This window comes from Candidatus Acidiferrales bacterium, from assembly GCA_036514995.1.
Taxonomy (GTDB): Bacteria; Acidobacteriota; Terriglobia; order Acidiferrales; family DATBWB01; genus DATBWB01.
In genome coordinates, this window is the sequence record DATBWB010000002.1 from 1 (window position 1) to 23,708 (window position 23,708).

At 60.6% G+C, this 23,708-nt stretch carries 22 protein-coding genes; 19 read left to right on the forward strand and 3 right to left on the reverse strand.

What is annotated here, in order from left to right:
- The 8 genes from VIH17_00105 to VIH17_00140 all read left to right on the forward strand — a co-directional run.
- On the forward strand, positions 1-1,015 hold a 1,015-nt coding region (locus VIH17_00105), incomplete at its 5' end, for a PLP-dependent aminotransferase family protein (protein ID HEY4681633.1).
- 31 nt (positions 1,016-1,046) lie between these two features.
- Positions 1,047-1,742, forward strand: a complete 696-nt coding sequence (locus VIH17_00110) for a class I SAM-dependent methyltransferase (protein ID HEY4681634.1) — start codon at positions 1,047-1,049, stop codon at positions 1,740-1,742.
- A gap of 82 nt (positions 1,743-1,824) precedes the next feature.
- Positions 1,825-2,706 carry a pyridoxal 5'-phosphate synthase lyase subunit PdxS gene (gene pdxS / locus VIH17_00115; protein ID HEY4681635.1) on the forward strand — a complete coding sequence of 294 codons (882 nt, stop codon included), beginning with the start codon at positions 1,825-1,827 and terminating at the stop codon, positions 2,704-2,706.
- Between the two features lie 81 nt (positions 2,707-2,787).
- Complete coding sequence (gene pdxT / locus VIH17_00120; protein HEY4681636.1) at positions 2,788-3,363, forward strand: pyridoxal 5'-phosphate synthase glutaminase subunit PdxT; 576 nt, start codon at positions 2,788-2,790, stop codon at positions 3,361-3,363.
- A gap of 231 nt (positions 3,364-3,594) precedes the next feature.
- Positions 3,595-4,083: a (2Fe-2S)-binding protein gene (locus VIH17_00125; protein HEY4681637.1), complete on the forward strand. Its 489-nt coding sequence runs from the start codon at positions 3,595-3,597 to the stop codon at positions 4,081-4,083.
- Between the two features lie 6 nt (positions 4,084-4,089).
- Entirely contained in the window at positions 4,090-6,423 is a 2,334-nt protein-coding gene (cutA, locus tag VIH17_00130) for a glyceraldehyde dehydrogenase subunit alpha (protein ID HEY4681638.1), read from the forward strand.
- Positions 6,420-7,298, forward strand: a complete 879-nt coding sequence (locus VIH17_00135) for a xanthine dehydrogenase family protein subunit M (GenBank protein ID HEY4681639.1) — start codon at positions 6,420-6,422, stop codon at positions 7,296-7,298. Before cutA ends, VIH17_00135 begins: the two co-directional genes overlap by 4 nt.
- Positions 7,295-7,738, forward strand: a complete 444-nt coding sequence (locus VIH17_00140; GenBank protein HEY4681640.1) for a carbon monoxide dehydrogenase subunit G — start codon at positions 7,295-7,297, stop codon at positions 7,736-7,738. The genes VIH17_00135 and VIH17_00140 overlap by 4 nt, the downstream gene beginning before the upstream one ends.
- A gap of 143 nt (positions 7,739-7,881) precedes the next feature.
- Here VIH17_00140 and VIH17_00145 read toward each other — a convergent pair whose 3' ends face one another.
- Together VIH17_00145 and VIH17_00150 are read right to left on the reverse strand one after the other, a co-directional pair.
- Complete coding sequence (locus VIH17_00145; protein HEY4681641.1) at positions 7,882-9,006, reverse strand: isoprenylcysteine carboxylmethyltransferase family protein; 1,125 nt, start codon at positions 9,004-9,006, stop codon at positions 7,882-7,884.
- Positions 9,007-9,098: 92 nt separating this feature from the next.
- Positions 9,099-9,452 (reverse strand): tetratricopeptide repeat protein, encoded by a 354-nt coding sequence (locus VIH17_00150; protein ID HEY4681642.1) that lies wholly within the window; start codon positions 9,450-9,452, stop codon positions 9,099-9,101.
- Between the two features lie 214 nt (positions 9,453-9,666).
- Between VIH17_00150 and VIH17_00155 the strand changes: the two genes are divergently transcribed.
- Positions 9,667-9,819, forward strand: coding sequence for a hypothetical protein (locus tag VIH17_00155; protein ID HEY4681643.1), 153 nt, complete (start codon positions 9,667-9,669; stop codon positions 9,817-9,819).
- A gap of 76 nt (positions 9,820-9,895) precedes the next feature.
- Positions 9,896-11,014: an AmmeMemoRadiSam system radical SAM enzyme gene (gene amrS, locus VIH17_00160; GenBank protein ID HEY4681644.1), complete on the forward strand. Its 1,119-nt coding sequence runs from the start codon at positions 9,896-9,898 to the stop codon at positions 11,012-11,014.
- 188 nt (positions 11,015-11,202) lie between these two features.
- On the opposite strand, the gene VIH17_00165 is transcribed toward amrS, so the two are convergent.
- Positions 11,203-14,271 (reverse strand): TonB-dependent receptor, encoded by a 3,069-nt coding sequence (locus VIH17_00165; protein ID HEY4681645.1) that lies wholly within the window; start codon positions 14,269-14,271, stop codon positions 11,203-11,205.
- Positions 14,272-14,616: 345 nt separating this feature from the next.
- On the opposite strand from VIH17_00165, the gene VIH17_00170 reads away from it, so the two are divergent.
- From VIH17_00170 to accC, 9 genes are all read left to right on the forward strand, one after another.
- Positions 14,617-14,820 (forward strand): helix-turn-helix domain-containing protein, encoded by a 204-nt coding sequence (locus VIH17_00170; protein ID HEY4681646.1) that lies wholly within the window; start codon positions 14,617-14,619, stop codon positions 14,818-14,820.
- Positions 14,821-14,842: 22 nt separating this feature from the next.
- Entirely contained in the window at positions 14,843-15,898 is a 1,056-nt protein-coding gene (gene pilM / locus VIH17_00175; GenBank protein ID HEY4681647.1) for a type IV pilus assembly protein PilM, read from the forward strand.
- A 77-nt stretch (positions 15,899-15,975) separates the two neighbouring features.
- Positions 15,976-16,491: a PilN domain-containing protein gene (locus VIH17_00180; protein HEY4681648.1), complete on the forward strand. Its 516-nt coding sequence runs from the start codon at positions 15,976-15,978 to the stop codon at positions 16,489-16,491.
- A 10-nt stretch (positions 16,492-16,501) separates the two neighbouring features.
- Positions 16,502-17,137 carry a type 4a pilus biogenesis protein PilO gene (gene pilO, locus VIH17_00185; GenBank protein HEY4681649.1) on the forward strand — a complete coding sequence of 212 codons (636 nt, stop codon included), beginning with the start codon at positions 16,502-16,504 and terminating at the stop codon, positions 17,135-17,137.
- A 5-nt stretch (positions 17,138-17,142) separates the two neighbouring features.
- Positions 17,143-17,859, forward strand: coding sequence for a hypothetical protein (locus tag VIH17_00190; protein HEY4681650.1), 717 nt, complete (start codon positions 17,143-17,145; stop codon positions 17,857-17,859).
- The gene (gene pilQ, locus VIH17_00195; protein HEY4681651.1) at positions 17,856-20,516 is read left to right on the forward strand and encodes a type IV pilus secretin PilQ; all 2,661 of its coding nucleotides are present in this window, start codon (positions 17,856-17,858) and stop codon (positions 20,514-20,516) included. Before VIH17_00190 ends, pilQ begins: the two co-directional genes overlap by 4 nt.
- 54 nt (positions 20,517-20,570) lie before the next feature.
- Entirely contained in the window at positions 20,571-21,641 is a 1,071-nt protein-coding gene (locus VIH17_00200) for a Xaa-Pro peptidase family protein (GenBank protein HEY4681652.1), read from the forward strand.
- A gap of 2 nt (positions 21,642-21,643) precedes the next feature.
- Positions 21,644-22,204 carry an acetyl-CoA carboxylase biotin carboxyl carrier protein gene (accB, locus tag VIH17_00205; protein HEY4681653.1) on the forward strand — a complete coding sequence of 187 codons (561 nt, stop codon included), beginning with the start codon at positions 21,644-21,646 and terminating at the stop codon, positions 22,202-22,204.
- Between the two features lie 36 nt (positions 22,205-22,240).
- Positions 22,241-23,602: an acetyl-CoA carboxylase biotin carboxylase subunit gene (gene accC / locus VIH17_00210; protein ID HEY4681654.1), complete on the forward strand. Its 1,362-nt coding sequence runs from the start codon at positions 22,241-22,243 to the stop codon at positions 23,600-23,602.
- Positions 23,603-23,708 lie beyond the last annotated feature (106 nt).

Genomic DNA, 23,708 nt, shown 5'->3' on the forward strand with positions numbered 1-23,708 from the left:
AAAAGAGTGGCTGCAGGAGTGGCTGCGTGAAGAGGGGATCTCTGTCGAATCGAATCAAATCCTGATCACCAACGGCTGCCAGCAGGCGCTCGACCTGACGGCGAAAGCCCTGGTGCGGCCGGGGGACGCGGTCGCTCTCGAGAACCCGATCTATCCGGGTGCAGTCTCCGTCTTTCGCCGGGCGGGAGGGCGGTTGGTGGGAGTGCCGGTGAGGCCGGACGGGCTGGATCTGCAGGCGCTCGAGATGCTTCTCGAGCAGGCCAAGCCAAAGGTGTTGCTGTTGACGCCGAACTACCAGAATCCGACCGGCACCTCTCTTACCCTTGCCGTGCGAAGGCGAATCCTCGAGCTGGCAGCCGCGCACCGGGTGGCGATCGTCGAGGACAACATTTACGGCGGCTTGCACCTGCGCGGGCCGGCATGGCCGCCCCTCAAGGCCCTCGACAAGTCCGGAATCGTCATCTACTTGAACAGTTTTTCCAAGATTTGCTTTCCGGGTCTGCGCGTGGGCTGGTGCGTAGCCGCCCCGGAAGTCATTTCGAGGTTGCGCAGCGTGAAGCAGGCAAGCGACCTCCACACCGATCAACTGGCGCAAGCTGCCCTGGCGGAATTCGGTCGGAGCGGCCAGGTGGCCCGCCACTTGAAGCTGATGAGAAAGGTCTATCGGCGGCGCCTGGAAGTGACCGAGGGTGCTCTCGAAAAGCAAATGCCTGAAGGTGTTAGCTGGACCAAGCCCGCGGGCGGTATGGCCGTCTGGGTGACATTGCCCAGGTCATTGGATGCGAGTGAGATTTTGTTCCGTGCGCGAGAACGAGGCATTCTCTTTGCCCCGGGAAGACTGTTCTTTTTCCAAAACGCGGAACCGAACACCTTGCGCTTGAGCTTTGCCGGGCTCGAAGACGATCAGATTCGGCGGGGCATCGCGCTGCTCGGCGGCTTGTTGAAGGCGGAAATGCGCCAGCGCAGGAAAGGGCGTGCGCCCGGGAGAAGGGAAGCGGCCGTGGCGCTGGTGTAAGACCGCAATTTTGTGGGGATGATCATTGGCGATGGAGAAGCTCGGGCAGAAAACGGCGACGGCAACCGGCAGCGCCGATTTCTACCGCAGTCGGGCAGACGATTTCATTGAGCAGTGCTACTGTAGCGCGCCGGAAGCAATCCAGCGCGGATTGGCGGCCGAGCTCGAACTCATTCACCGCGTCGCGCCGCCGGGAAGAATTCTGGAGGCAGGTTGCGGCTCGGGGCGCGTGTTCGAGGGATTGAAGCGCGCCGATCGGCGGCTCTTCGGGTTCGACCTGGTCTTGGGTTACCTCGCAGAAGCAAAGAAGAAGGGTGTGGAGGGGCAACTGGTGGCGGCGCGCGGCGGGCGCATCCCCTTCCGTGACGGCGTTTTTGAGGCTGTCTTTTGCGTCCAGAACACCCTGGGGATGGTCGGCGAGGAGAAAGCGGCGATGCTCGGGGAATTGCGCCGCGTGGCAAAGGAAGGAGCCACCCTGCTTGTCGTCGTCTATGCGGAATCTTCGCTGGCGCCGCGGCTCGAGTGGTACGACCGGCTGGCGCGGAAGGGGCTGATGGCCCCGATCGATTGGAGCCAGAGCAGCGACGACGTGCTGGCAACCGCAGATGGCCATCGCTCGGAGACATTTTCGCGAGGACGATTCGAAGCTTTGCTTGGCGATGCGGGACTGGCGGCGAGCTTTGATCCCCTGGGGGGAATCTATTGGGCGGCGCTGGCCACGTGCTGACCCGGCCACATGTCCCCGCCAAGATTTTTGAAAGGCGATCAGATGATCAAGGTAGAGTGGGAGGACGGCGATGCTCAGCTTTATGGATGACAATCAGTGGCGAGTCAAGGTTGGCCTTGCGGAGATGCTCAAGGGCGGGGTGATTATGGATGTCACCAATGCCGAACAGGCCAAGATCGCCGAAGATGCCGGAGCGGTGGCGGTGATGGCCCTCGAGCGTGTCCCGGCGGATATCCGCAAGGAAGGGGGCGTGGCGCGCATGGCCTCGCCGAAGATTATCCGCGCCATCATGGGTACGGTCTCGATTCCGGTGATGGCGAAGGTGCGCATCGGCCATTTTGCCGAGGCGCAGGTGCTGGAAGCGCTCGAGGTGGACTTCATTGACGAAAGCGAAGTGCTGACGCCGGCCGATGAAGAGCACCATATCTGGAAGCACCCTTTCAAGGTGCCCTTTGTGTGCGGCTGTCGAAACCTGGGCGAGGCTCTGCGACGGATCGCCGAAGGCGCGGCGATGATCCGGACGAAGGGCGAGGCCGGTTCCGGCAACGTGGTTGAGGCCGTGCGGCACATGAGAGCCATTGTCGGGGAAATGAAAAAACTGGCGACGCTGGGCAAGGATGAGCTGGTGGCGAAGGCGAAAGAGCTGGGAGCGCCCGTCGAAGGAGTGACATGGGTCGCCCGCAACGCCAGGTTGCCTGTCCCCAACTTTTCCGCCGGCGGCATTGCCACCCCGGCCGATGCCGCCATGGTCATGCAGCTCGGGGCGGAAGCGGTGTTCGTTGGCTCGGGCATTTTCAAGTCGGAAGATCCGGCCAGGCGCGCGCGAGCCATCGTCAAGGCAACGACGCACTACAACGATCCCAAGGCCGTGCTGGAGGCATCCGAGGAACTCGGCGAGGCGATGAAGGGGCTTGACGTCGCCAAGCTCAAGCCCGAGGAGCTGCTCCAGACGCGCGGCTGGTAAGGAGATTTCCCCTTCAAGGTTTTCTATTGCCGGGCTGGAACCGTTGGAAGGGGAGGCACCCTTGTCGAGGTTGGGGATGAGATGAAGATCGGGATTTTGGCGGTGCAGGGGGACTTTGAGGCGCACGGCAGGATGCTCGAGCGGCTCGGGGTCGAGTACCGGCTGGTGAAGCGACCGGAGGAACTGGAGGGTCTCGACGGGCTGATCCTGCCGGGGGGTGAGAGCACAACCATGCTCAAGTTCCTTGAGGAGGAGGGCTTGGGCAAGGCGATCAAGACATTTGCCGCGCTGGGCAAGGCCGTCTTTGGCACGTGCACCGGAGCTATTCTTTTGGCCGGGAAGGTAACCCACCCGGAGCAGCCCGCGCTCGGGCTGATGGACATGACGGTGGCGCGGAACGCCTACGGAAGGCAGATTGCGAGCGCGGTCAAGGAAGGCCGGTGTGATTTGAAGCAGGAACCTCTCGAGATGGTCTTCATTCGCGCTCCGATCATCGCAAAGGTGGGTGAGGGCCTTGAAGTGCTCGCGAAATTTGAAGGCCAGCCGGTTTTTGTGCAACAGGGAAGACTCATGGTGACGACCTTCCACCCCGAACTGACTGGCGATACGACCATCCACGAATACTTCCTCAAGATTGTCCGGGACGGAAAAGCGTAAGCGCCGGTACGAAATTCGAAAATCGAAATTCGAAAAGCAGCCATCTCCGCATTCCGCTCTTCGCTTTTCGATTTTTGGATTTCGTTCTTCTTTCTGGTCTTGCATTTTTCCGAGGAGCGCGCTATTGTCGGGCGCGTTTCCCGCAAAAACCGTGGAATCTCTCGAGGGCCAGCTTGCCGGCCAGCGTTGCACTGGCGGGGCTGCCAGCCGGGTTGCCTAGCTGGAGGTGGAATGGCGACGACCAGGATCGAAGTGAAGGTCAACGGGAAGGAGCGCCGGTCGGAAGTCGAGCCGCGGCTCTTGTTGGTCCACTACCTGCGTGATGTCCTGGACCTGACCGGGACGCACATTGGGTGTGAGACGACCCTGTGCGGGGCATGCACGGTTTTGCTTGATGGGCGGGCGGTAAAGTCCTGCACGGTGCTCGCCGCGCAGGCGGACGGGCATTCGATTCAAACTATTGAGGGACTTGCCAGCAATGGAAAGCTGCACCCCGTGCAGGAAGCATTCTGGGAGGAGCATGGCTTGCAGTGCGGCTACTGCACGCCCGGGATGATCCTGGCGGCGGTTGAACTCTTGAACAGGAACCCGAAGCCCAGCGAGGCGGAGATCCGGCGCGCCATTGCCGGGAATCTCTGCCGGTGCACAGGCTATCAGCACATTGTATCGGCGATCGAGGCGGCGGCAAGGAAGATGAGAGCGGCCGCGAAAAAGAGGTAGCGCAGAATGCCGACAAAGACGCGCTGGATTGGGCGACCCATCAAACGAAAAGAGGATCCGCGGCTGATCCAGGGAATCAGCCACTACGTGGACGACTTGCGAGTGCCCGGGATGCTGCACGCGGCTTTTGTGCGGAGCGTTTATGCCCACGCCAGGCTGCGCCGGGTGGACGTGACGCAGGCAGCCAGGGCGGATGGGGTGGTGGCCGTCTTGACCGGAGCAGACATCGCCGGGGAGTTGGGAACGATCCCTGTGGCTGGCCGGATTCCCGGGATGAAGATCCCGGAGAAGCGAGCGCTGGCCATCGAGAAAGTTACCCACGTGGGGGAAGCGATTGCGGTCATCGTGGCTGCGGACCGCTACAAGGCGCGAGACGCAGTGGACCTCGTCGAGGTGGACTACGACCCGCTCGAAGCGGTGACGGATCCGGAAAAGGCGCTGCGAAAAGGCTCGCCGGTGATTCATGAGCGGTGGAAGGACAATGTGGCCTTTACCTGGGCGCTTGAGGGCGGGGACATTACCAGGGCGTTCAAGAACGCTGACCGGGTTGTGAAGCAGCGTCTCGTGAACCAGAGATTGATTCCGATGGCGATGGAGCCGCGCGGGGTGTTGGCCAGCTACGCGGCGGGAGAAGATTGCCTCACGATCTCGTCCTCGACACAAATCCCGCACTTGCTCCGGACACAGATTGCAGTGATGGTCAGGGTGCCTGAGAACACGGTGCGCGTGGTCACTCCGGAAGTGGGTGGCGCATTCGGAAGCAAGCTGAATGTTTACGGGGAAGAGGCGGTCGTCGCCTACCTGGCGAAGAAACTGGGGCAGCCGGTGAAGTGGGTGGAAACCAGGCGCGAAAATTTTCTCGCCACCATCCATGGGCGCGACCAGATTGACGATGTGGAAATGGCGGTGAAGCAAGATGGGACCATTCTGGGCCTGAAGGTCCGGATTATCGCCGACATCGGCGCCTACTACCAACTCTTGACGCCGATCATTCCGACGCTGACCGGCTTGATGATCCCGGGCTGTTACAAAATTCCGGCGGTGAAAGTTGACCTCACCGGCGTCTTCACCAACAAAATGGCCACCGACGCCTACCGCGGCGCGGGCCGCCCGGAAGCGACCTATTTGGTCGAACGCATGATGGACGTGGCGGCGCAGGAATTGAAGATGGACCCGGCTGAGGTGCGACGCAAGAATTTTCCCAAGCCCAAAGAGTTTCCTTTCACAACCGCCACCGGGCTCACCTACGACAGTGCTGACTACCCGAAGTGCCTCGACCTGGCGCTCGAAACCGCCGGCTATGCCAAGCTGCGCCGGGAGCAGGCAGCCTTGAGAAAGCAAGGCCGGTATGTCGGGATTGGCCTCTCTACCTACGTGGAAGTATGCGCCATGGGACCGTCCTCGGCCATGCCGGCAGGGGGTTGGGAAAGCGGCACGGTGCGCATCGAGCCGACCGGGAAAGTTACTGTTCTCACCGGGGCTTCGCCCCACGGCCAGGGGCAGGAAACTTCCTTCTCGCAGATTGTGGCGGAGGAACTGGGCCTGAACATGGAGGATGTGGTCGTCATCCACGGGGACACGGCGGCGGTGCCGTATGGGATCGGGACATTCGGAAGTCGCGCGACCGCCGTCGGCGGCACAGCCATCTACAACGCGCTCCAGAAGGTTAAGGAAAAACTCCGGAAGATTGCCGGCCACGTGCTTCAGGCTGATCCCGAAAAGATTCTCTTCGCCGATGGCAGGCTGTTTGTGAAAGGACACGCAACGAAGTCGAGAAAGTTCGCCGAGATCGTTGCCGAGGCCTATGTGGCCAGGAATCTTCCAGCAGGACTTGAACCGGGCCTTGAAGCGACAAACTTTTTTGAGCCGTCGAACTTTACCTTTCCCTTTGGTGCGCACGTGGCAGTCGTCGAGGTGGATGGCGAGACAGGGGACATCCGCTTTCTTCGCTACCTGGCGGTGGATGATTGCGGGACTGTGGTCAACCCGCTGCTGGTGGACGGGCAAATCCACGGCGGAATCGTGCAGGGGCTCGGCCAGGCGGTAATGGAGGAGGCGGTCTTCGACGAGAATGGGCAGTTGATCACCGGCGAATTGACCGATTACGCGATTCCGCGGGCGTGGGACGTGCCGTGGATGGAAACGAAGCGGATGGTTACGCGCTCACCGGTGAACCCGCTGGGAATCAAAGGGGTGGGGGAAGCGGGAACCATTGGGGCAACGCCGGCCATCGTCAACGCGGTGGTGGACGCGCTTGCCCCCTTGGGAGTGCGGCACATTGACATGCCGCTCAAGCGCGAACGCCTGTGGCAAATCCTCCGGCGCGGGAGATCAACATGATTCCGACGGAATTCGAATACTTACGTCCGCGGAGCATGGAAGAGGCGCTGGGACTGCTTGCCCAACACGGCCCCGAGGCCAAATTGCTTGCCGGAGGACACAGTCTTTTGCCTCTGATGAAGCTTCGCCTCGCCGCGCCTAAATATCTGATTGACCTCGGCGGGTTGGAGCAACTGAGCTACGTCCGGGACGACGGCCCGGAGATCGCCATCGGCGCGATGACGCCTCATGCTGAGGTGGAATCTTCGGAATTAATTCGCCGCTGCTGCCCGCTGCTTGCCGAAGCAGCGGCGGAGATTGGCGACGTGCAGGTGAGGAATCGCGGGACGATGGGCGGGAGCCTGGCCCACGCCGATCCCGGGGCGGATTACCCGGCGGCCATCCTGGCGCTCGAAGCGAAGATCAAAGTTCGAAGCCGGGAAGGGGAGCGGACGATTGAGGCGGCGAGCTTTTTCCTTGATCTGCTGACCACGGCGTTGCAACCGCGAGAGATCATCCTGGAAGTGAGGGTTGCTCGCGATCGTGAGCGGAGCGGGGCTGCCTATGTCAAGCTGCATCAGCCGGCGTCCGGTTTTGCCATCGTGGGAACGGCGGCGCGGCTGATGCTCGATCCCAAGGGCAATTGTGAAACGGCGCGCATCGGCGTGACCGGAGTTGGCGCGAAGGCCTACCGAGCAGAAGCGGTGGAGAAAGCGCTGGCCGGGAAACGGCTGACCGCCGCTCTCCTCGCCAAGGCGTCGGCAATGGCCGCTGAGGGAGTCGAGCCACTTTCCGATCTGCACGCTTCGGCGGCTTACCGGCTGGCCATGGCAGAGGTCATCACGAAACGAGCGCTCGAGAAAGCGCTTGACCGAGCGCGGGGTGGAAGAAGGTGAAGCTCGAAGGGATGGAGACGGTGCCGGCCGCTCCCGCGGCAGTGTGGTCGCTGCTGAACAATCCGGAGCAGTTGGCCAGGTGTCTTCCCGGCTGCGAGGAGTTGGTTGCTGCCGGAAAAGATATCTACAAGGCCAAGCTGAGTGTGACCATCGCCGCCGTGAGCGGGAAATATGCGGGAAGTGTTGAAATTCGGGAGCGGGTGGAACCGAGCCGGATGCGATTGCGCATTGAGGGACGGGGCGCGCCCGGGTTTATCACAGGAGAAGGAACGCTTGAGCTGGTGGCAAAGGGTAACGAGACAGAAATTCGATACGGCGGCGAAGCGCAGGTGGGCGGGGTGATCGCGGCGGTGGGACAGCGCATGTTACAGGGAGCGGCCAAGATCATGGTTGGGCAATTTTTTGATGCGATGAAGAAGCAACTGGCGAAGGGCGCCTAGCTGGAGCGGTAGGGGCAAGCTTCAGCTTGCCCAATGGGGAGGGCCGGTCTTCAGCTTGCCCAGTCCCTGGTGAGGGGCGTTCTGAAGACCGGGCCTTACACAACGGCCGTCCAGAGACCACCCCCTACACGACAGCCCATGGTTCAGAAATAGGGCGTGGGGACGTCGCCCCAGCGTACGGTTGTCGGCGGCTTCTCCCGGCCCAGCACCGTGCGCTTGGCCAGATCGAGTTTCACCAGCACGATGCTTTCGCGCTTGACCGCGTGCTTGACGATCTCCAGCCCCTGCGTGTTCCCGTCATACATCAGAACGCGCGTGAAAAGCACCTTGAGCGCATCGGGATTGAACTGGCGCGGTGTGTAGTGCCCACCCTCTTGCTGGGTCTCCATGGGCAGGTCAGGCAGGCGCCAGGCGATGGGCACAACATAGGCCAGGAATTTTTCCCCTTGGCCGTAGCCTTCCGCGCGCAACGCTTCTGCCACGTTGCCATCGGCCAGGGCGAGTTTGGTTGCCTGTTCGAGCCGCCCAGGGGCTAATTGCGCCGGGGAGAGCACAACCAAGTCCGCCGTGGCAAACGACGAGATATGCTGGAGAGAATAATTCTGCAACCAGGAACCTGCCAGTAGAGCGCCGCTAAGCAGCAACGCATACACTGCCGCCAGCCCCAGCCCGCGTTGCCAACCTCTTTCCGGCAGCCAGCCCGGGACCCAGCCGAACCAGCTTCGGGGGAAAAACATCCCGGTACGGGCAAGATAGCTGCGGTAGCTTTCGCCGTAACGGGCCAAGCAGCTCCGCTCTTCGTGCCGCGCCAAGAAGTAGTAGAGGAAGAGCATGGTGACGTAGCCCACCAGCACCAGAAACCGTGGCCAGTGCAGCAACACGCCGATGCCCATCACGCCCACGGTGAGGTATTGCGGATGGCGAATCCAGCGGTAGAGCCCCCCGCTCACCACCTGCCCGCGTCGCAGAAGCTTCGACCCGTACACCTGCGCAAAGCCGATGGCGAACAGAATGAGTCCGGCCAGGAAGATACCCTCGTTCCAGCGGGAAAGCGCCTCCAACGTCTGCGAGGAGGTATGGGAAAAGTGCGGCAGGAAGAAGCGGTCAAGCCAGGCCGTCGCCGGGGAGCTCCCGATCAGGTTGAGGAATGGAGCGTAGGCAGAGTAGTAGTAGAGCGCGAACGGGCTGATCATAAACAGGATTTCAAAGACGATGACGATGTAAACCAGCCAGACAGCAGGCCTCCACCCGACCCGGGTTAGACTCATGCGCCTCTCCGTGTGGAACGAGAATTTTCGATTTCAACTTTCCCTTTGGGCAAGTTCGTACGCCTTTCCAATTCAAAAAACCGGCAACCGAATCAAGATGGAGGCGACTGCTTGTCTTTGAGTTGTTGTTTCCAACCCAGGATGCGGGCCTGGGAGGCGGCCGCCTCAGCCTCGGGGATCAGGCCTTTCTTTTGATAGAAGATGGAAAGACTTGTGTGGGCGAGGACGTCGTCGGGATCGATCTCGGCAATGCGTTTGGCAGCTTCGATGGCCCGGTCAAATTCGCCTTTGGCGGCATAGGATTGGGCCAAACCGTGAAGGGCGTCGGTGTAGGCGGGATCGATGGCAAGAGCTTCCTCGTACGCCCGAATCGCATCGTCTTGCTTGCCTGAAGCGAAAAGGTCCACGCCGCGGAAGTAACAATCTTCTTTGTCCTTATCGGTCATGGTCCCTCGAAGACCTGAGTATTTTCCCGCTCGGATCGAGCCGGAAGCCTCATCTCCGGTGGGGCCTCATTCTAGCATCCAAGGTTGCCGCGGGGAAGGCGGGCTCAGGGGGAGTAGAATAGCGGAGGGGGAATGGGGCGGGATGTTGACCGCTTGGAAGTCCATGTGGAGGATGAGCCGGGGGTACCGGCTTCGGCCTTGGAGAAGCCCCTACTTGCGCTGGCGGCTCGAAACCTACTTCGGTGTTCACGCCGAGAAACTGACGCGGCAAGAGTTTTGCCGGCTGATCTGGCGGGAGCGGAAAAGGATCAAGGAGTTCTTCGACTGGGCGGAAGAAACCAGGGCAGCCGTGGGCAAAACATTTTGATGGTGTCACGCAAAGTCGTATAATGGTCTAAAGCCCTTGAACTTGGCCCGCGGAGGGATATGAAGGTAGGACTTCTGTGGAAGATCTGAAGGTTCTGCAAAAGACGGAGACGCTCAAAGAAGCTCGCTGGTGGGAAACAGAGAGCGATGGCCGGGCGCATTGCTATCTCTGCCCGCGTCATTGTCATATCGGCGAGGGCAAGACCGGATTCTGCTTTATCCGGGTGAACGTCGGCGGAAAACTCTACAGCCTCGGTTACGCTTCGCCGGCCGCCATACAGATTGATCCCATCGAGAAGAAACCCTTGAATCACTTCTTGCCCGGAACGCGGATTCTTTCGATGGGGACAGCCGGGTGCAACATGGGGTGCTTCTTCTGCCAGAACTGGGACATTTCCAAATCGAAGCACGACCAGGTGAACTCGGCCTATCTCCCGCCCGAGGACGTGGTGAAACTGGCCATCCGTTACGGTTGTCCGAGCCTGGCCTTCACCTACAACGAGCCGACGATCTGGGGCGAGTACGTCGTGGATATCGCGCAAGCGGCGCACGAGGCGGGATTGAACACGGTGATGGTGACGAACGGTTATGTCACCCGCGAGGCCTTCCACGACATCTACGATTATATTGACGCCGCCAACGTGGACTTGAAGGCCTTCACCGAAACGTTCTATTCCAAGATTACCCTGTCTCATTTTGGGCCTGTGCTCGAGGTATTGAAGTGGCTCAAGACGGAGACCAACGTTTGGTTTGAAATTACCAACCTGATGATCCCCGGACTCAACGACGATCCGGCGGAGACGCAGAAGCTGGCCGAGTGGATCCTGAAGGAGCTGGGGACCGATGTGCCCTTACACTTTACCGCGTTTCATCCGGACTTCAAGCTGAGGGACCGGCCAAAAACGCCGCCGGAAACGCTCCACCGGGCGCGACAGATCGCCATGGAAGTGGGGTTGAAGTACGTCTATGAGGGCAACATCTACAGCGAGGGGGCGCACACCTACTGCCCCGGCTGCGGCGGAAAGCTCGTCGAGCGCTCCTGGCACGACGTCTTGGAAAACCGCATGAAGGCCGGGCGGTGTCTCACCTGCGGCACCGCCATTCCGGGAGTCTGGAACAACCTCAGGGGGAAGACGCCGCCGGCAATCCTCGAGGAATCTCGCCGCGTGGAAGAGAAGTACGGGTTGGAGCTGTAGCCTCTCACCCGGTCCTGCATCGGACTGCTTCAGCCAATCAGCTTCCTATCGTTCACCGGGAGCCACCCGCTGAGCTCGCTCCCCACACCTCACCCCATATTGTCAGCCCGGCAACACCGCCCGTCATGAATGGTCAGGCTTCACCCGCACCCGCCTATCGGGATAAATCCCGATACTCCTTGGGGGAGCTACCAGAGAAATTTCACCGCCAGTTGCAGCGTGCGCGGCCCGGGTCCGGGGTTGGCGCTCCCGCCGCCCGGGTGGTCATAGGTACCCACAAACGTCCCGAAGATGGACTGCGGGAAAAAGCAGGTAGTGTTCACCGGGCAATTGGTGGTGGCAGTGGCGGCGCTAGCCCTGCTCAAGTTGAACTGAATGCTGTTGGCGTCGCGGAAGTTGGGCCGGTTAAAGAGATTGAAGGCTTCGAAGAGGAACTGGAACCGAGCGCGCTCGTAGATCGGGAAGTCGTGGCCGAGGCGCATGTCGAAGCTGACTTGCTTGGGCAGGGTGTTGGTATTCCGGCTGAAGCCGGAAACACGGTCGGTAGAGCTGTTGGTGTCGTTGTTCGGGTCGCCGCCAAGCCGGCTCGAGTAATGCTTGCCGTTCTGAGCCTGGAGGATGCCGCTGAAGGACCAGTGCCCCAAGGCATGCCGGACGAAGAACTTCTCATGCTTGTTCAAGTAGTCAAGCTCCCATACATAACGGGCCACGAAGCGGTGACGAAAGTCTTGATCGGAAAGGCCACGCTCGTCCCGGAGACCCTTGGGGTTGGCCGCCAGTTTCGAGTCATCGACGCCCACCACCACGGCCGTGAAATCGGGCTTGTCGTCGATGGCCTTCGACAACGTGTAGCTCACCCCAAGCTGAACGTGGTAGCTGAAGCGCTTGTTCAGATTGAAGGCCGCCCCGTGATAAATCGAGTTGGCGTTCGATTGGAATTCGGTGATACGGCGGAAGTTTGAAGCCGGGCGCGTGGAGGGAAAGCGCAGAACAGCCATCGAACCGCCCGTGGAAATGGGAAAGGTGGTGGGCACGGGGTCAGACAGGTTAACGTCATTGCTGCGCGATAGGTGCGTGCCCTTGACAAACAGGTAGCTGGCACCCACCGACCAGTTGGCGGCGAGTTCCACCTCCATTCCCAGGGAGCCCTGCTGGACGGACGGTTGGACGTAATCGCCGGCGAAGACGTAGAGGTTGGGAGTGGCCAGTGCAGCGCCGGTCGGCGGCGCAGCCAGGATATTGGGATAGGCGGGCACGAAAGCCAAATTTCCCGCCACATCAAGGTTGAGGACTTGCAAACCGTTTTGCGAGGTTGCTGTGGCCGTCATGATCGAGGGCGTCCGGCCATAGTAAATCCCGTACCCCCCGCGCACAACCCATTGCCGCCGGAAACGCGGCGACCAGGCAAACCCCAACCGTGAGCCGAAATTGTTCTTGTCGGTGTTCATCTGCCCCGTGTTCACCCCGCGTGCGGCCAGTTGCGGGTCCGGATTGAATAGCGAGGGTTTGGCGTTGGTTTGCACGTCATACCGCAAGCCGAAGGACAGGGTAAGGTTCGAGGTGGCGCGGTATTCATCCTGCACGAACCAGGAGTATTCAGTGATGTCGGGGTGCGTCGTCGGGCCGCTCGTCCCGGCCCCGCCAAAGCCTTGCTGATATCGCCCCGTGAGGGGCGCAGCGGCATCCGGCCGCCGATTGTCCAGAAGGTCCGCCAAGCTGAAAAAGGTATAGGAACCACTGAACAACCCGGGAAAGAAGTTCAGGATGCGCTCCAGATTGATATCCGTGCCCAACCTGAAGCTATGTTTCCCGCGCACGTAGGAGACATTGTCCACGAACTGGCCGCGGTTGATGGTGGTCTCCCGAGGAGAGAAGTTATTGCGGCCAATGAGCAAGAAGTTGGTGCCGGCCTCGCGTAGAACCGCCTCCGGCTCAGTGCTGTTGGCGGTGCCGGGTTCTGAATCACGGCCCCACTGGAAGCGGAACTCGTTGATCCAATTCGACCCGAGCGTCGAGACCAGGCTCCCGGAGAGCGTATGCGTGCGCACCAGGCTATCGCCGGTGTGATCACGAACGGAGAGGTCGCCGCTATTCTCGAGTGAGCCGCCGGTGAAGCGCTGGTGGTTGTACCGCACACTCAGGTTGTGGTTCGACGTGATGCGCCAATCTACCTTCCCAAGGAAGACGTCCTGATCGAGCAGGCGCTGATAGTCTTGAATGCGTGGACCGAGGAAGGAGTCTGCCGCCGCAGCCCTGCAGGCAGCCGCGACAGCACCCGAGGTAGCCGGGCAAATAATCGAGTTCGGCTCCTTGCGCCGCTGGGCCTCGTAGTTGACCAGCCAGAAGGCCTTGTCACGCACGATAGGTCCGCCGGCGACGGCGCCGAACTGCCAGACGCGCAGCGGCGGCTTGGCGCGACCCAATCGGTTCAACTCCCACTTGTTGGCGTTCAGGCGGTTGTCCCGGTAGAAGGTAAACAGCGCCCCATGCAGCTCGTTGGTGCCGGTCTTGGTGACCACGTTGATGACGGCGCCGCCGGCGCGGCCATACTCGGCTGAATAGCTATTCGTCTTCACTTGAAACTCGGCCACCGCCTCCTGGCTGAACTGAAAGGGAGCGCGCACCCCCGTTCGGCCGAGCGCCTGACCGAAGAAGTTGTTGTTGTTGTCCACGCCGTCGATCTGTAGGCTGTTGAGCGTGCCCTTCAGGCCGCCAAAGTTGATATCGCCGGCGCGGTTGTTGTCGCGGACGACGCCCGGAGTCAGAAGCACAAAGTCCAGATAATTGCGGCCGTGAATGGGGAGCTCGCGCACCGCCGCATCGTCCACCACGCTCGAGGTTTGCGTCCGGGTGGTTTCGACCAGGGGAATTGCTGCCGTGACCTCCACCACCTCTTGGGCGGCGCCAACCTTCAGCTCCACGTCGAGCGTGGCCACCCGTCCCACGTTTACTGGCACGTTGGTCTGGAGTGTCGTGGCGAAATTGGCGGCCTCGACTCGCAACTCATAAAGGCCGACGGGCAACAGCGGCAGGTTGTAGTAGCCGTCGGGCCCGGTGGTTGTCTCCCGGGTGTAGCCGGTTTCCAGATGCTTGAGCGTCACCTTGGCATTCGGAATGACCCCACCCGAGGGATCGGTTACTGTGCCGCGCAACGTCCCTGTAGTCGCTTCCGATTGCCCCCACAACTGGCCAACCTGGCTCAGCCCGACCACAATCATGATAACAAACACAACCAATAACCCGCGTTTCTGGAGCATGATGACCCCCTGCTGAAGATTGCTTTTCCAAACGGTCGTGCCGCAAAAACTACAGAAACTTCCCCAGGAAGTCAAGTGATGATTCGGTTTGCAGGCTGCCTTCCACTGGAGGCCCAAAGAGCATCCAGACCGCCAGGCCGGGGGAGGTATGTCCGCGATTGCAGGCGATTTAGGGCAATTAGAGGGTGTACTGCCAAGAACTGCCTAGATATTTTTCCTTGACAGCCACGGCCAGAATGTGAAAGATAGGGGCAGCCTGATTTTAGCCTACCCCCTGCGTGAGCAAGCGTTCACGTCTTTTTCCCAGCCTAGCCCCTTCATGGGGAGGTACGCGAGTTCCCGAAGATGGCTGAGCTTCGCGAAGTGATGAATATCCGGCAGGCTTCCCAATACCTGGGCGTTTCACCCGATACGCTCTACCGTTACGTGTATCAAGACAAGATCCCTGCGTTCAAGTTGGGGAATCGCTGGAAGTTCAAGAAGACGATCCTGGATCGGTGGATGGAAAAGCAAATGATTCGTTCCGGGGAAAGGCATCGGAGAAGGTAGCGCGGTCGCCGGGGGAATGAAAATGTTTGGAAGGGGCAAAGCAAAAGCGGTGGTTGGGCTGGACATCGGATCGAGCTCGGTGAAGGCGGTGGAGCTGCGCCAGGGGAAGGTGGGGTTGGAGCTGGCCAACTATGGCATGGAGGCGCTGGGGCCGGACACGGTCGTCGATGGCGCCATCATGGATGCCATCTCCGTTTCGGGCGCGATTGAAAAGATCTTTAGCGAGCAGCGGATCAAGACGAAGCATGTGGCCACGGCGGTCTCCGGGCATTCCGTGATCGTGAAGCGAGTCACGCTGCCTTTCATGTCCGAGGAAGAGCTTTACGATCGCATCCAGACGGAGGCAAGCCAGCACGTGCCCTTCGATATTTCTGACGTGAACCTGGACTACAACGTGCTCGAGCAGGGCACCGAGACCCAGATGGATGTTTTGCTCGTCGCCGTCAAGAAGGAAAAGATTTTGAACCACACGAACGTGCTCAGCCAGGCGGGAAAAATCCCCAGCATCGTGGACATCGATGCTTTTGCCCTGCAGAACTGTTTCGAGGTCAACTATGACCCGGCGCCGGAGCAAACGGCGGCCTTGCTCAATATTGGCGCCAGCGTCATGAACATCAACATCGTGCGCAATGGCGTGCCCCTGTTCACCCGCGACGTTTCCGTGGGCGGAAACCAGTACACCGACGCTCTGCAAAAGGAGCTCGACCTCAGCTACGAAGACGCCGAGGGATTGAAGCAGGGCCGGGCGGTGGCCGGGGTGACGGAGGAGCACCGCGCGGCTGTGCTGCATTCCGTCTCCGACATCCTCCTGCTGGAAACCCAAAAAACGTTCGACTTCTTCCGCGCCACCGCCACCGGAGAGGCCATCCAGCGAATCTATGTGGCGGGCGGCTCGGCCAGGATTCCCGGTTTGCTCGAACTGTTGAAAGAAGAATTCAACGTGCCCGTGGAAGAGCTTTTTCCTTTTCGCAAGATCAGTTACGACCCGGTGCGACACCCGGAAGAGCGCATTCGTGAGCTTGCACCCCGGCTGGCAGTTGCAGTCGGTTTGGCGCTGAGGAGCTTTGAGGCCATATGATACGCATAAACCTTCTCGGAAGGCCCAGACCCAGAGCGGCACGCAGGGCGGTTCCGCTAGAAGCCACCATACAATTGGTGTTTTTGCTGAGTGCTCTGGCGGGAGCGGGGATCATCCTATTCTTGCATTATTGGTCCCTGGGTCGTGATGTTCAGTCCATCAACCGCAACGTAGCCATTCAGCAGCGAGAGAAGGATCGGCTGGCAACCCTCAAACAACAGGTGGAAGCGTTTGAGGTCCAGAAGCAGGTTCTCCAGCAGCGCATTGAGGTGATTGAGACCCTTCGCCGCAATCAGGCCGGGCCCGTCCAGCTACTCGACTCCCTCGGCGCTACCGTCAACCGCACCGAACTGCTCTGGCTGACCCAGATCAAGCAGACCGGCAACCAGCTCACCGTGGATGGAATGGCCGGGTCCAATCATGCCGTGGCCAACTTCATCACCAACTTGAAGCGGTCAGGCTATTTCCAAAACGTGGAAATTAAGGAATCGAAGCAGGACGAACGCCGCCCCAGCGTGACGGCGTTTATCTTTTCGGTCACCTGCGAATTTGTCCCGCCCCGACCGGTCGGGGCCGCGCCGGCAAAGGGCTAGGGAGGGGGAGATGGCGATGAATTTTCGCGAGTTGCCCTGGTTTGTGCAGGCGCTCGTTTTTTTTCTGGTGGCGATCGGCCTGGTCATCGCCGGGGAATACATCCCCATGTCGCCCGTGGCCGAGAAGAGAGTGGAACGAGAAGAAGCCGCCGGGCGGCTCGACCGCCTTCGAAACGAGGTAAGCCAATTGCAAGTGTACGACCGCCGCTATCGAGAGTTTCAGGCGGAGATGATTTCCCTCCAGCAACAGCTTGAGAACCTGCGGCAAATCGTTCCCGAAGAAAAACAGGCCGATGAATTCATCCGCATGATTCAGGACTCGGCCAACGCATCTCATATCCAGATTCGTCGTATCACCGCCAAGCCCATTGTCGTCCATGATTTTTATTCGGACATGCCGTTTGAACTGGAGTTGGACGGCCCTTACTACGGTGTCATGGAATTTTATGATCGTATGCGGGGGTTGTCGCGGATCATCAACGTATCCGAAGTCACCCTGAAAGGCGTTGGCGATACGGTAAAAATTCGCTTTCCCGTCCCTCCCACCACCTCGGTAACCGGAACGTGCCTGGTGACGGCGTTCTTCACCCGGGCGGTTGAAGCCAGACCCGGCCCTCCGGCGGTCGCCCAGCCGGGGCGGAGGTAGTGACCATGAGAGCCGGAGCCGAACCGATCATAGCGCGGGTGAGGCAACTGATGAGTAAGACCTCTTTGCTACTGGCGATGACGGGCGTGATGACGCTTGGGTTGGCGGCTTCCCACCCAAGCCTTTCGCTCTCGGCCGCCAAACCCGCCGTGGAGAAGCCGGCTGCCGCCACCGCGCTGCTGGCTCCCGCAGCAAGCCTGACTCCAGCGCAAGCCCGACCAGCCGAGGCCATGCCTGCCAAACAGCGACCGTTGAAGCCCGTTGGCGAAAAGAAGGCGGTGTCGGCCGACCCAGCCGCCGCCAGCCCGGCCCCGGCCGTGACAGCCAAACGGGAAGTGAAGACCGCTCGGCCGGCCAAAGAGAAGGAAAGGGCTGCGCCACCCCTGCCGCCCATTTCAGCCCGCCGCGATCCCTTTCGCAACCCGATGTTGCTTGTCGGTGTGACCGTGAACTTGCCGCCGGGCAAGGCAGGACTGATCATCGCCCAGCTCAGGGTGGACGGGATTGTCCGTGCCCCGAACGGCATGTTGGCGGTCGTGACCAACACCTCCAAACGAACCTATTTTTTGCGCGAGGGCGACCAGCTCTACGATGGTTCCGTACAGAAGATTGGTCCAGAAAGCGTCACCTTCCAGGAGAACTCCAAAGACCTTTTTGGGCGCGCCATTACTCGCGAGGTTGTCAAAAGACTCTATCCGACGACGGCAGGAGAGGAGAAATGAAGAAGCATGCTTGGGCAATCAGCAGCATCTTATTGATAGCGGGGTTGGCGGCGCAGGGCTGGGCTGCCGAGCCGGCATCGGCGATCCCGCCGAGCGGGACGCCGGTTCAGGTGACGCAGCTGAAGGCGGCGGTGGAAGCCGGCGCTGTCAGCTTGACGCTCAAAGCGACCGGCCCGTTTGATTACACCTCCTACCGTCCCAGCGAGAATCTCTACGTGGTGGATTTGCCGGGTGTGCGCTCCAGCCAGCCGGGGAGCGCCCGCGTGCTCTCCTCCAAGCTGGTGACCAGCTACCGCTTGTTGCAATTCGCAGCCAACAACCGGCCGGTATTGAGATTGGAGTTCTTGCTGCGCGAACCCATCACGCCGACAGTAACCCATGAACCGGCTGATACCCTGATTATCCGCTTTGGTGAGGCCTCCACCCATGCCGAACAAGCGATGCTGGAGCTCCCGCGGGCTGAGCCATCCGCTCCCTCCACTGCCAGGATGGCGACAGCCATTCGCAATGTGTCTTTGGAAACGTCGTCAGGGCCAGTCGTGCTGGTAGAGGCGGATGGGCGATTGCATTACGAGATCAGCCGGGCCGAAAATCCCCCGCGCCTAGTGCTCGACTTTCCGGGTACAACCGCCAGGGTGGTGCGCCGACGGGTGAATGGCCAGATGCCTCCGGTCAAGGCAGTTCGCGTGGGGCAGTTCCAACCCACAGTGACCCGCGTCGTCGTGGACTTGGAAGAGTTTGCCGAATACAAGATTGACCTGACGGATGACACGCTGAGGCTTCTCTTTGTCACCCCTGGCCAGACGCAAGCAATTGCCAGGGCACAGCAGCCCGAGCCCCAGTCTGGGGAAGCAGTGCAACCTCCAGCCGAGCCGACAAAGACAGCGCACGCGGACGCGCCAACCAGTTTGCCGGCGCCGCCGGAGGCTTCCGAGCAGCCCGCCGTTACCCCGGCGGTCCCTGAAAATTCCGGAGTGGCCGCCCAACCGGCGGTCGTCGAAACGAGCCTGGCGGCAACCGAAAAGGCTGAGATTGCCCGGCCGGAATCCACAACCGATTCGCTTGCGGTGGCCCCACAAGTCGTGGCTCCGTCGCCAGCATCCGCGGTAGCGAAGGAAGAGCCGGCGGAAGAGGCAATGCCGCGAACCGAGGTCCAGAAAAGGGCGGAAAGCAAACCAGAAATGGTGACCATGAGCCAGGACAGTTCGCCGTTGTTGGCCGTGCCAGCAACCCTGGCGAGCCTGGCATCGCCCTCCCCTTCGAGTTCGCCGGCCGTGTCGCTTTCGGCTGCGACTCCGGTGACCGCTGCTGCCCGAGTGCAGGAACAACCGGCGCCGGCACAGCAGCAACCTGCGCCGGAAGCAGCCGCTCAACAGGCGCCCAAGCCGAAGTACACCGGTGAACCCATCTCAGTGAACCTCAAAGACGTTGAACTCAAGGACTTCTTCCGCCTCATTCACGAGATCAGCGGGCTGAATATTGTCGTGGACCCGGCCGTCAAAGGCACCTTGACGATCGTGCTCGATGATGTCCCGTGGGACCAGGCCATTGACATCGTTCTCAGGAACAACGAATTGGGCAAGGAGCTCGAGGGCAATGTTTTGCGGCTTGCGACTCTGACAACGCTCAAGCGTGAGGAAGATATGCGTCGCGACTTGGCGCTGGCCAGGGCACAGGCGGTCGACCCGGTTACCACCACCCGGGTATTGAGCTATGCCAAAGCCGGGACGCTCAAGGACACGCTCAAGAGGTTTCTCTCGCCACGTGGCGAGCTGATCGCCGACGACCGCTCCAATACCCTCATCATCCGCGACATCCCCATGGTCATTCCCGTGATGGACAATCTGATCCGGCAGCTTGACCGGAAGTCGCTCCAGGTGGAGATTGAAGCGAGAGTGGTCACTGCCAGCCGGCAGTTTGCCCGGGAGATTGGAACCCAATTCGGTTTCGCAACCTCGGCGAATGCTCGCACCGTTTTCGGCGGCTTGGTCGGCCCGGGCGGTTTCACCAGCCCGGTGATTCGCGGACTCGGTCTCCCCATTCCGCCGCTGGTGGTTGCCGGCGGCACCGCCGGGAATCAGATTCCCTTGAACGTCAACTTGCCTACATCGGCGCCGACCAGCGGCGTTACCTTTGCTCACAGCTCACCCAATCTGGCCCTGGACTTCATCATCAGCGCCGCCGAATCCAAAGGCATTGGTAAACTTCTGTCCAAGCCGAAAGTGGTCACTCAAAACAACGTCAAAGCCTCGGTCAGTCAGGGCGTAAAGATTCCCATCCAGACAACCATCAACAACACGATTTCGGTGCAGTTCATTGACGTGACTCTGCGGTTGACCGTAACGCCGCAGATTACCGCAGAGAACACGGTGTTCATGGACATCGACGTGGAAAACACCGCCATTGACCCGGGCATTCCGAGGATCAACGGCATCCCGGCGCTGGACACCCAGGCCGCCACCACCCAGGTGCTCGTGAACGATGGCGGGACGGTCGTCATCGGCGGCGTGATTATTTCCAACCAGCAGATCAACATCGCCCAGGTGCCTTTGATCGGGAGCATCCCGGTGATCGGCCACCTCTTCAAGCGCCAAAAGGTGGAGACCAGCTCGCAAGAGCTGCTGTTCTTCATCACCCCGAAAATTGTTCCGTCCTAGAGCCAACCGTCAAGCTAGAATGGGGAGAGGGCGCAAGCCCTCTCCTTTTTATTTATGAACTTCCGCGCCCAGCGACTGAATCGCTTGCGGGAGGCGATGGCCAAAGGGAAGCTCGACGGCCTTCTGATTACCCACCTCCCCAATATCTTTTACCTGACCGGGTTTTCAGGCACTGCCGGAGCCTTGGCCGTGACTGGCGATGCTCTACTGTTTTCGACCGACGGGCGTTACCGTCTGCAAGCCAGGCACGAGGTCAACAAGATTCGAACCAGAATCGGCCAAGATGCCGTCCACGAGGCAGCCGCATGGTTGACGCGAAGCGGTGCCCGCCGTGTCGGTTTTGAGGCGTCTCGCTTGACCCACGCCGTCGCCCTCTCGATCAAGCAACGCCACGCTCGGCTGCGCTGGACTGCCGGCCAGGGCTGGGTCGAAGGGTTACGCGAGAGCAAGGACGAAAGCGAACTGGCTGCCATGCGTCAGGCAGCCCGACTCATTTCCGACGTCGCCCGCGATGTCATGCCCATCATCCGTCCGGGAGTGAGAGAAGACGAGGTCGCGGCCGAGATCGACTACCGCATCCGGCGAGCAGGGGGAGAAGTGGCGTTCGGGACGATGGTAGCCTCGGGTAGGCGCTCCGCTTTTCCGCACGGCCGCGCCACCCATAAACCCATCGGGCAAAATGAGTTGGTGGTGTTAGACCTTGGTGTTATACTCGGCCACTATTGTAGCGATCTGTCACGCACCGCCTACGTCGGCAAAGCGCCGCCTCGCATGAAGAGGTGGTTTCGGGCGATTCTCGATGCCCAATCCGCCGCCAGGGAGCGCGCGCTTCCAGGCATGGCGGCGGGCGAAGTGGATGCGGCTGCCCGGCGGTTGTTGCGAGGCAGACGACTGGCCCGCTACTTCGTCCATGCCACCGGCCACGGGCTCGGTCTGGAGGTTCACGAGGCGCCCCGCGTCGGGAAAGGCGAGAAAGCACCCCTGAAGCCGGGGATGGTCATAACCATCGAACCGGGCGTTTACCTTGAAGGGGTGGGAGGAATGCGAGTGGAAGACGATCTTCTCATCACCGAGACAGGCAATGAATTCTTGACGGATGCCCCGCGCGCTTTGCAGGAATTGTGACGATGAAGAAGGACAAGAAGAGAAAGATCGAGAAGGGCGGGGCGCGGAACAGCCGGGGGATTGACTTCCGGGAGATCGAAAGACTGCTTGATTTCATGGCTGAACGAGGGGTGGAGGAATTCGAACAGGAGAAGAGCGGGCAGCGCATTCGAATCCGCCGGGAGGCCAAGGCGAGCTCGCTCCCCAATCGCGCCCGGGGCGAGGTCAGGGGAGACAACCCTGCCCTCTCGACCCTCCCGGTGGCGGGGGCGTCAGGAGCGGAAACGGAATTCGAGGCATTCGAGTCGGCCGGTCGCGTCGCTGGCGATGAGGACCTCACCATCATCAAGTCGCCCATCGTGGGTACCTTTTACGAAGCTCCCGCGCCTGGAGCTCCGGCCCTTGTGCAGATCGGTACACAGGTTCAGGTGGGGCAGGTGCTCTGCATCATTGAGGCCATGAAGTTGATGAATGAGATTGAAGCGGAGCTTGCCGGCGAGATCGTGAAAATCTTCGTCCCGAACGGCCAGCCGGTCGAGTACGGTGAGCCGTTGTTTGCCATTCGGCCTCTGAAACGCCGGTGAGCCTGGCCGCTGCCTGACCCCCAAGCAACCTTCAGTATGTTCAAAAAGATTTTGGTAGCCAACCGAGGCGAGATCGCTCTCCGCATTATCTGCGCTTGCAAGGAACTCGGGATTCGTACCCTGGCCGTTTACTCCGAAGCCGACCGCAATTCGCTCCACGTGCGCTTTGCCGACGAGGCCATCTGCATCGGTCCTGCCCCAAGCACCGAGAGCTACTTGAACATTCCCCATGTGATCAGCGCCGCTGAAATCGCCAACGTGGACGCCATTCATCCCGGATACGGCTTTCTCTCGGAAAACGCCCGTTTTGCCGAAGTCTGCCAGGCGTCGCAGATTGCTTTCATTGGGCCCGATCCTGAGATCATTCGGTTGATGGGCGAGAAGGACCGAGCCCGCCGGACAATGGCCAAGGCTGGCTTGCCGGTCGTGCCCGGGTCGGAAGGCGTGATCAACACCGTGGAGGAGGGGTTGGCCGTAGCCGGGCGCATCGGCTACCCGGTGTTTGTCAAGGCGGTCGCCGGGGGAGGTGGTCGGGGCATGCGCATCGTGAATGTTCCGGAGGATTTTGCTGACGCCCTGGCCGCGGCCCAAAACGAAGCTGCCCAGGCCTTCGGAACGGGCGATGTCTATGTCGAGAAGATGATTGAACGGCCGCGACACATTGAGTTTCAGGTGCTGGGCGACCGGCACGGCAAAGTCGTCCACCTCGGCGAGCGCGAATGTTCCATCCAGCGGCGTCATCAAAAGCTATTGGAAGAATCGCCTTCCCCCATCATGGACGCAAAGCTGCGCGCCGAAGTTGGCGGGGCGGTTGTCCGGGCGATAGAAGCTCTCGGTTACTGCAATGCCGGGACCCTCGAATTTTTGGTCGATGAGAACCGGAATTTCTTTTTCATTGAAATGAACACGCGCGTTCAGGTGGAACATCCGGTGACGGAAATGGTCACCGGGATCGACATGATTAAAGCGCAGATTCAGTTGGCCGCCGGCGAGCGGGTGGAGGAAGTGGCTGCCGGCGAAACAGAGATTCGCGGTCACGCCATGGAGTGCCGCATCAACGCGGAGAACCCGGAAACGTTTATGCCCTGCGCGGGACGTATTTCCGCCTTCCACACCCCCGGCGGGACCGGTGTCCGTGTGGATACCGCCGCCCACGCCGATTGCGTCATTCCCCCGTACTATGATTCCTTGATCGCCAAGCTGATCGTGCGCGGCAAGGATCGGAAGGAGGCGGCCATGCGCATGGCGCGGGCGCTCGAGATGTGCATCGTCGAAGGCGTCGAAACAACCATTCCGTTGCACCGGAAAATCCTGGCCGACCCGGATTTTCTTGCCGGGACGTACGACACCCATTTTCTTGAGCGCTGGTCGTCCAACCCCGCCTTGGCGGGGCGCTAGTGCCGTTCCAACTTGATGAGCCTATACATCTCGATCCTGTATGATCAATAAAGCATGCCCTGCGACTTGCGGAAAATGGCCCCAAATAGTTGGAAGGGCACCAGCT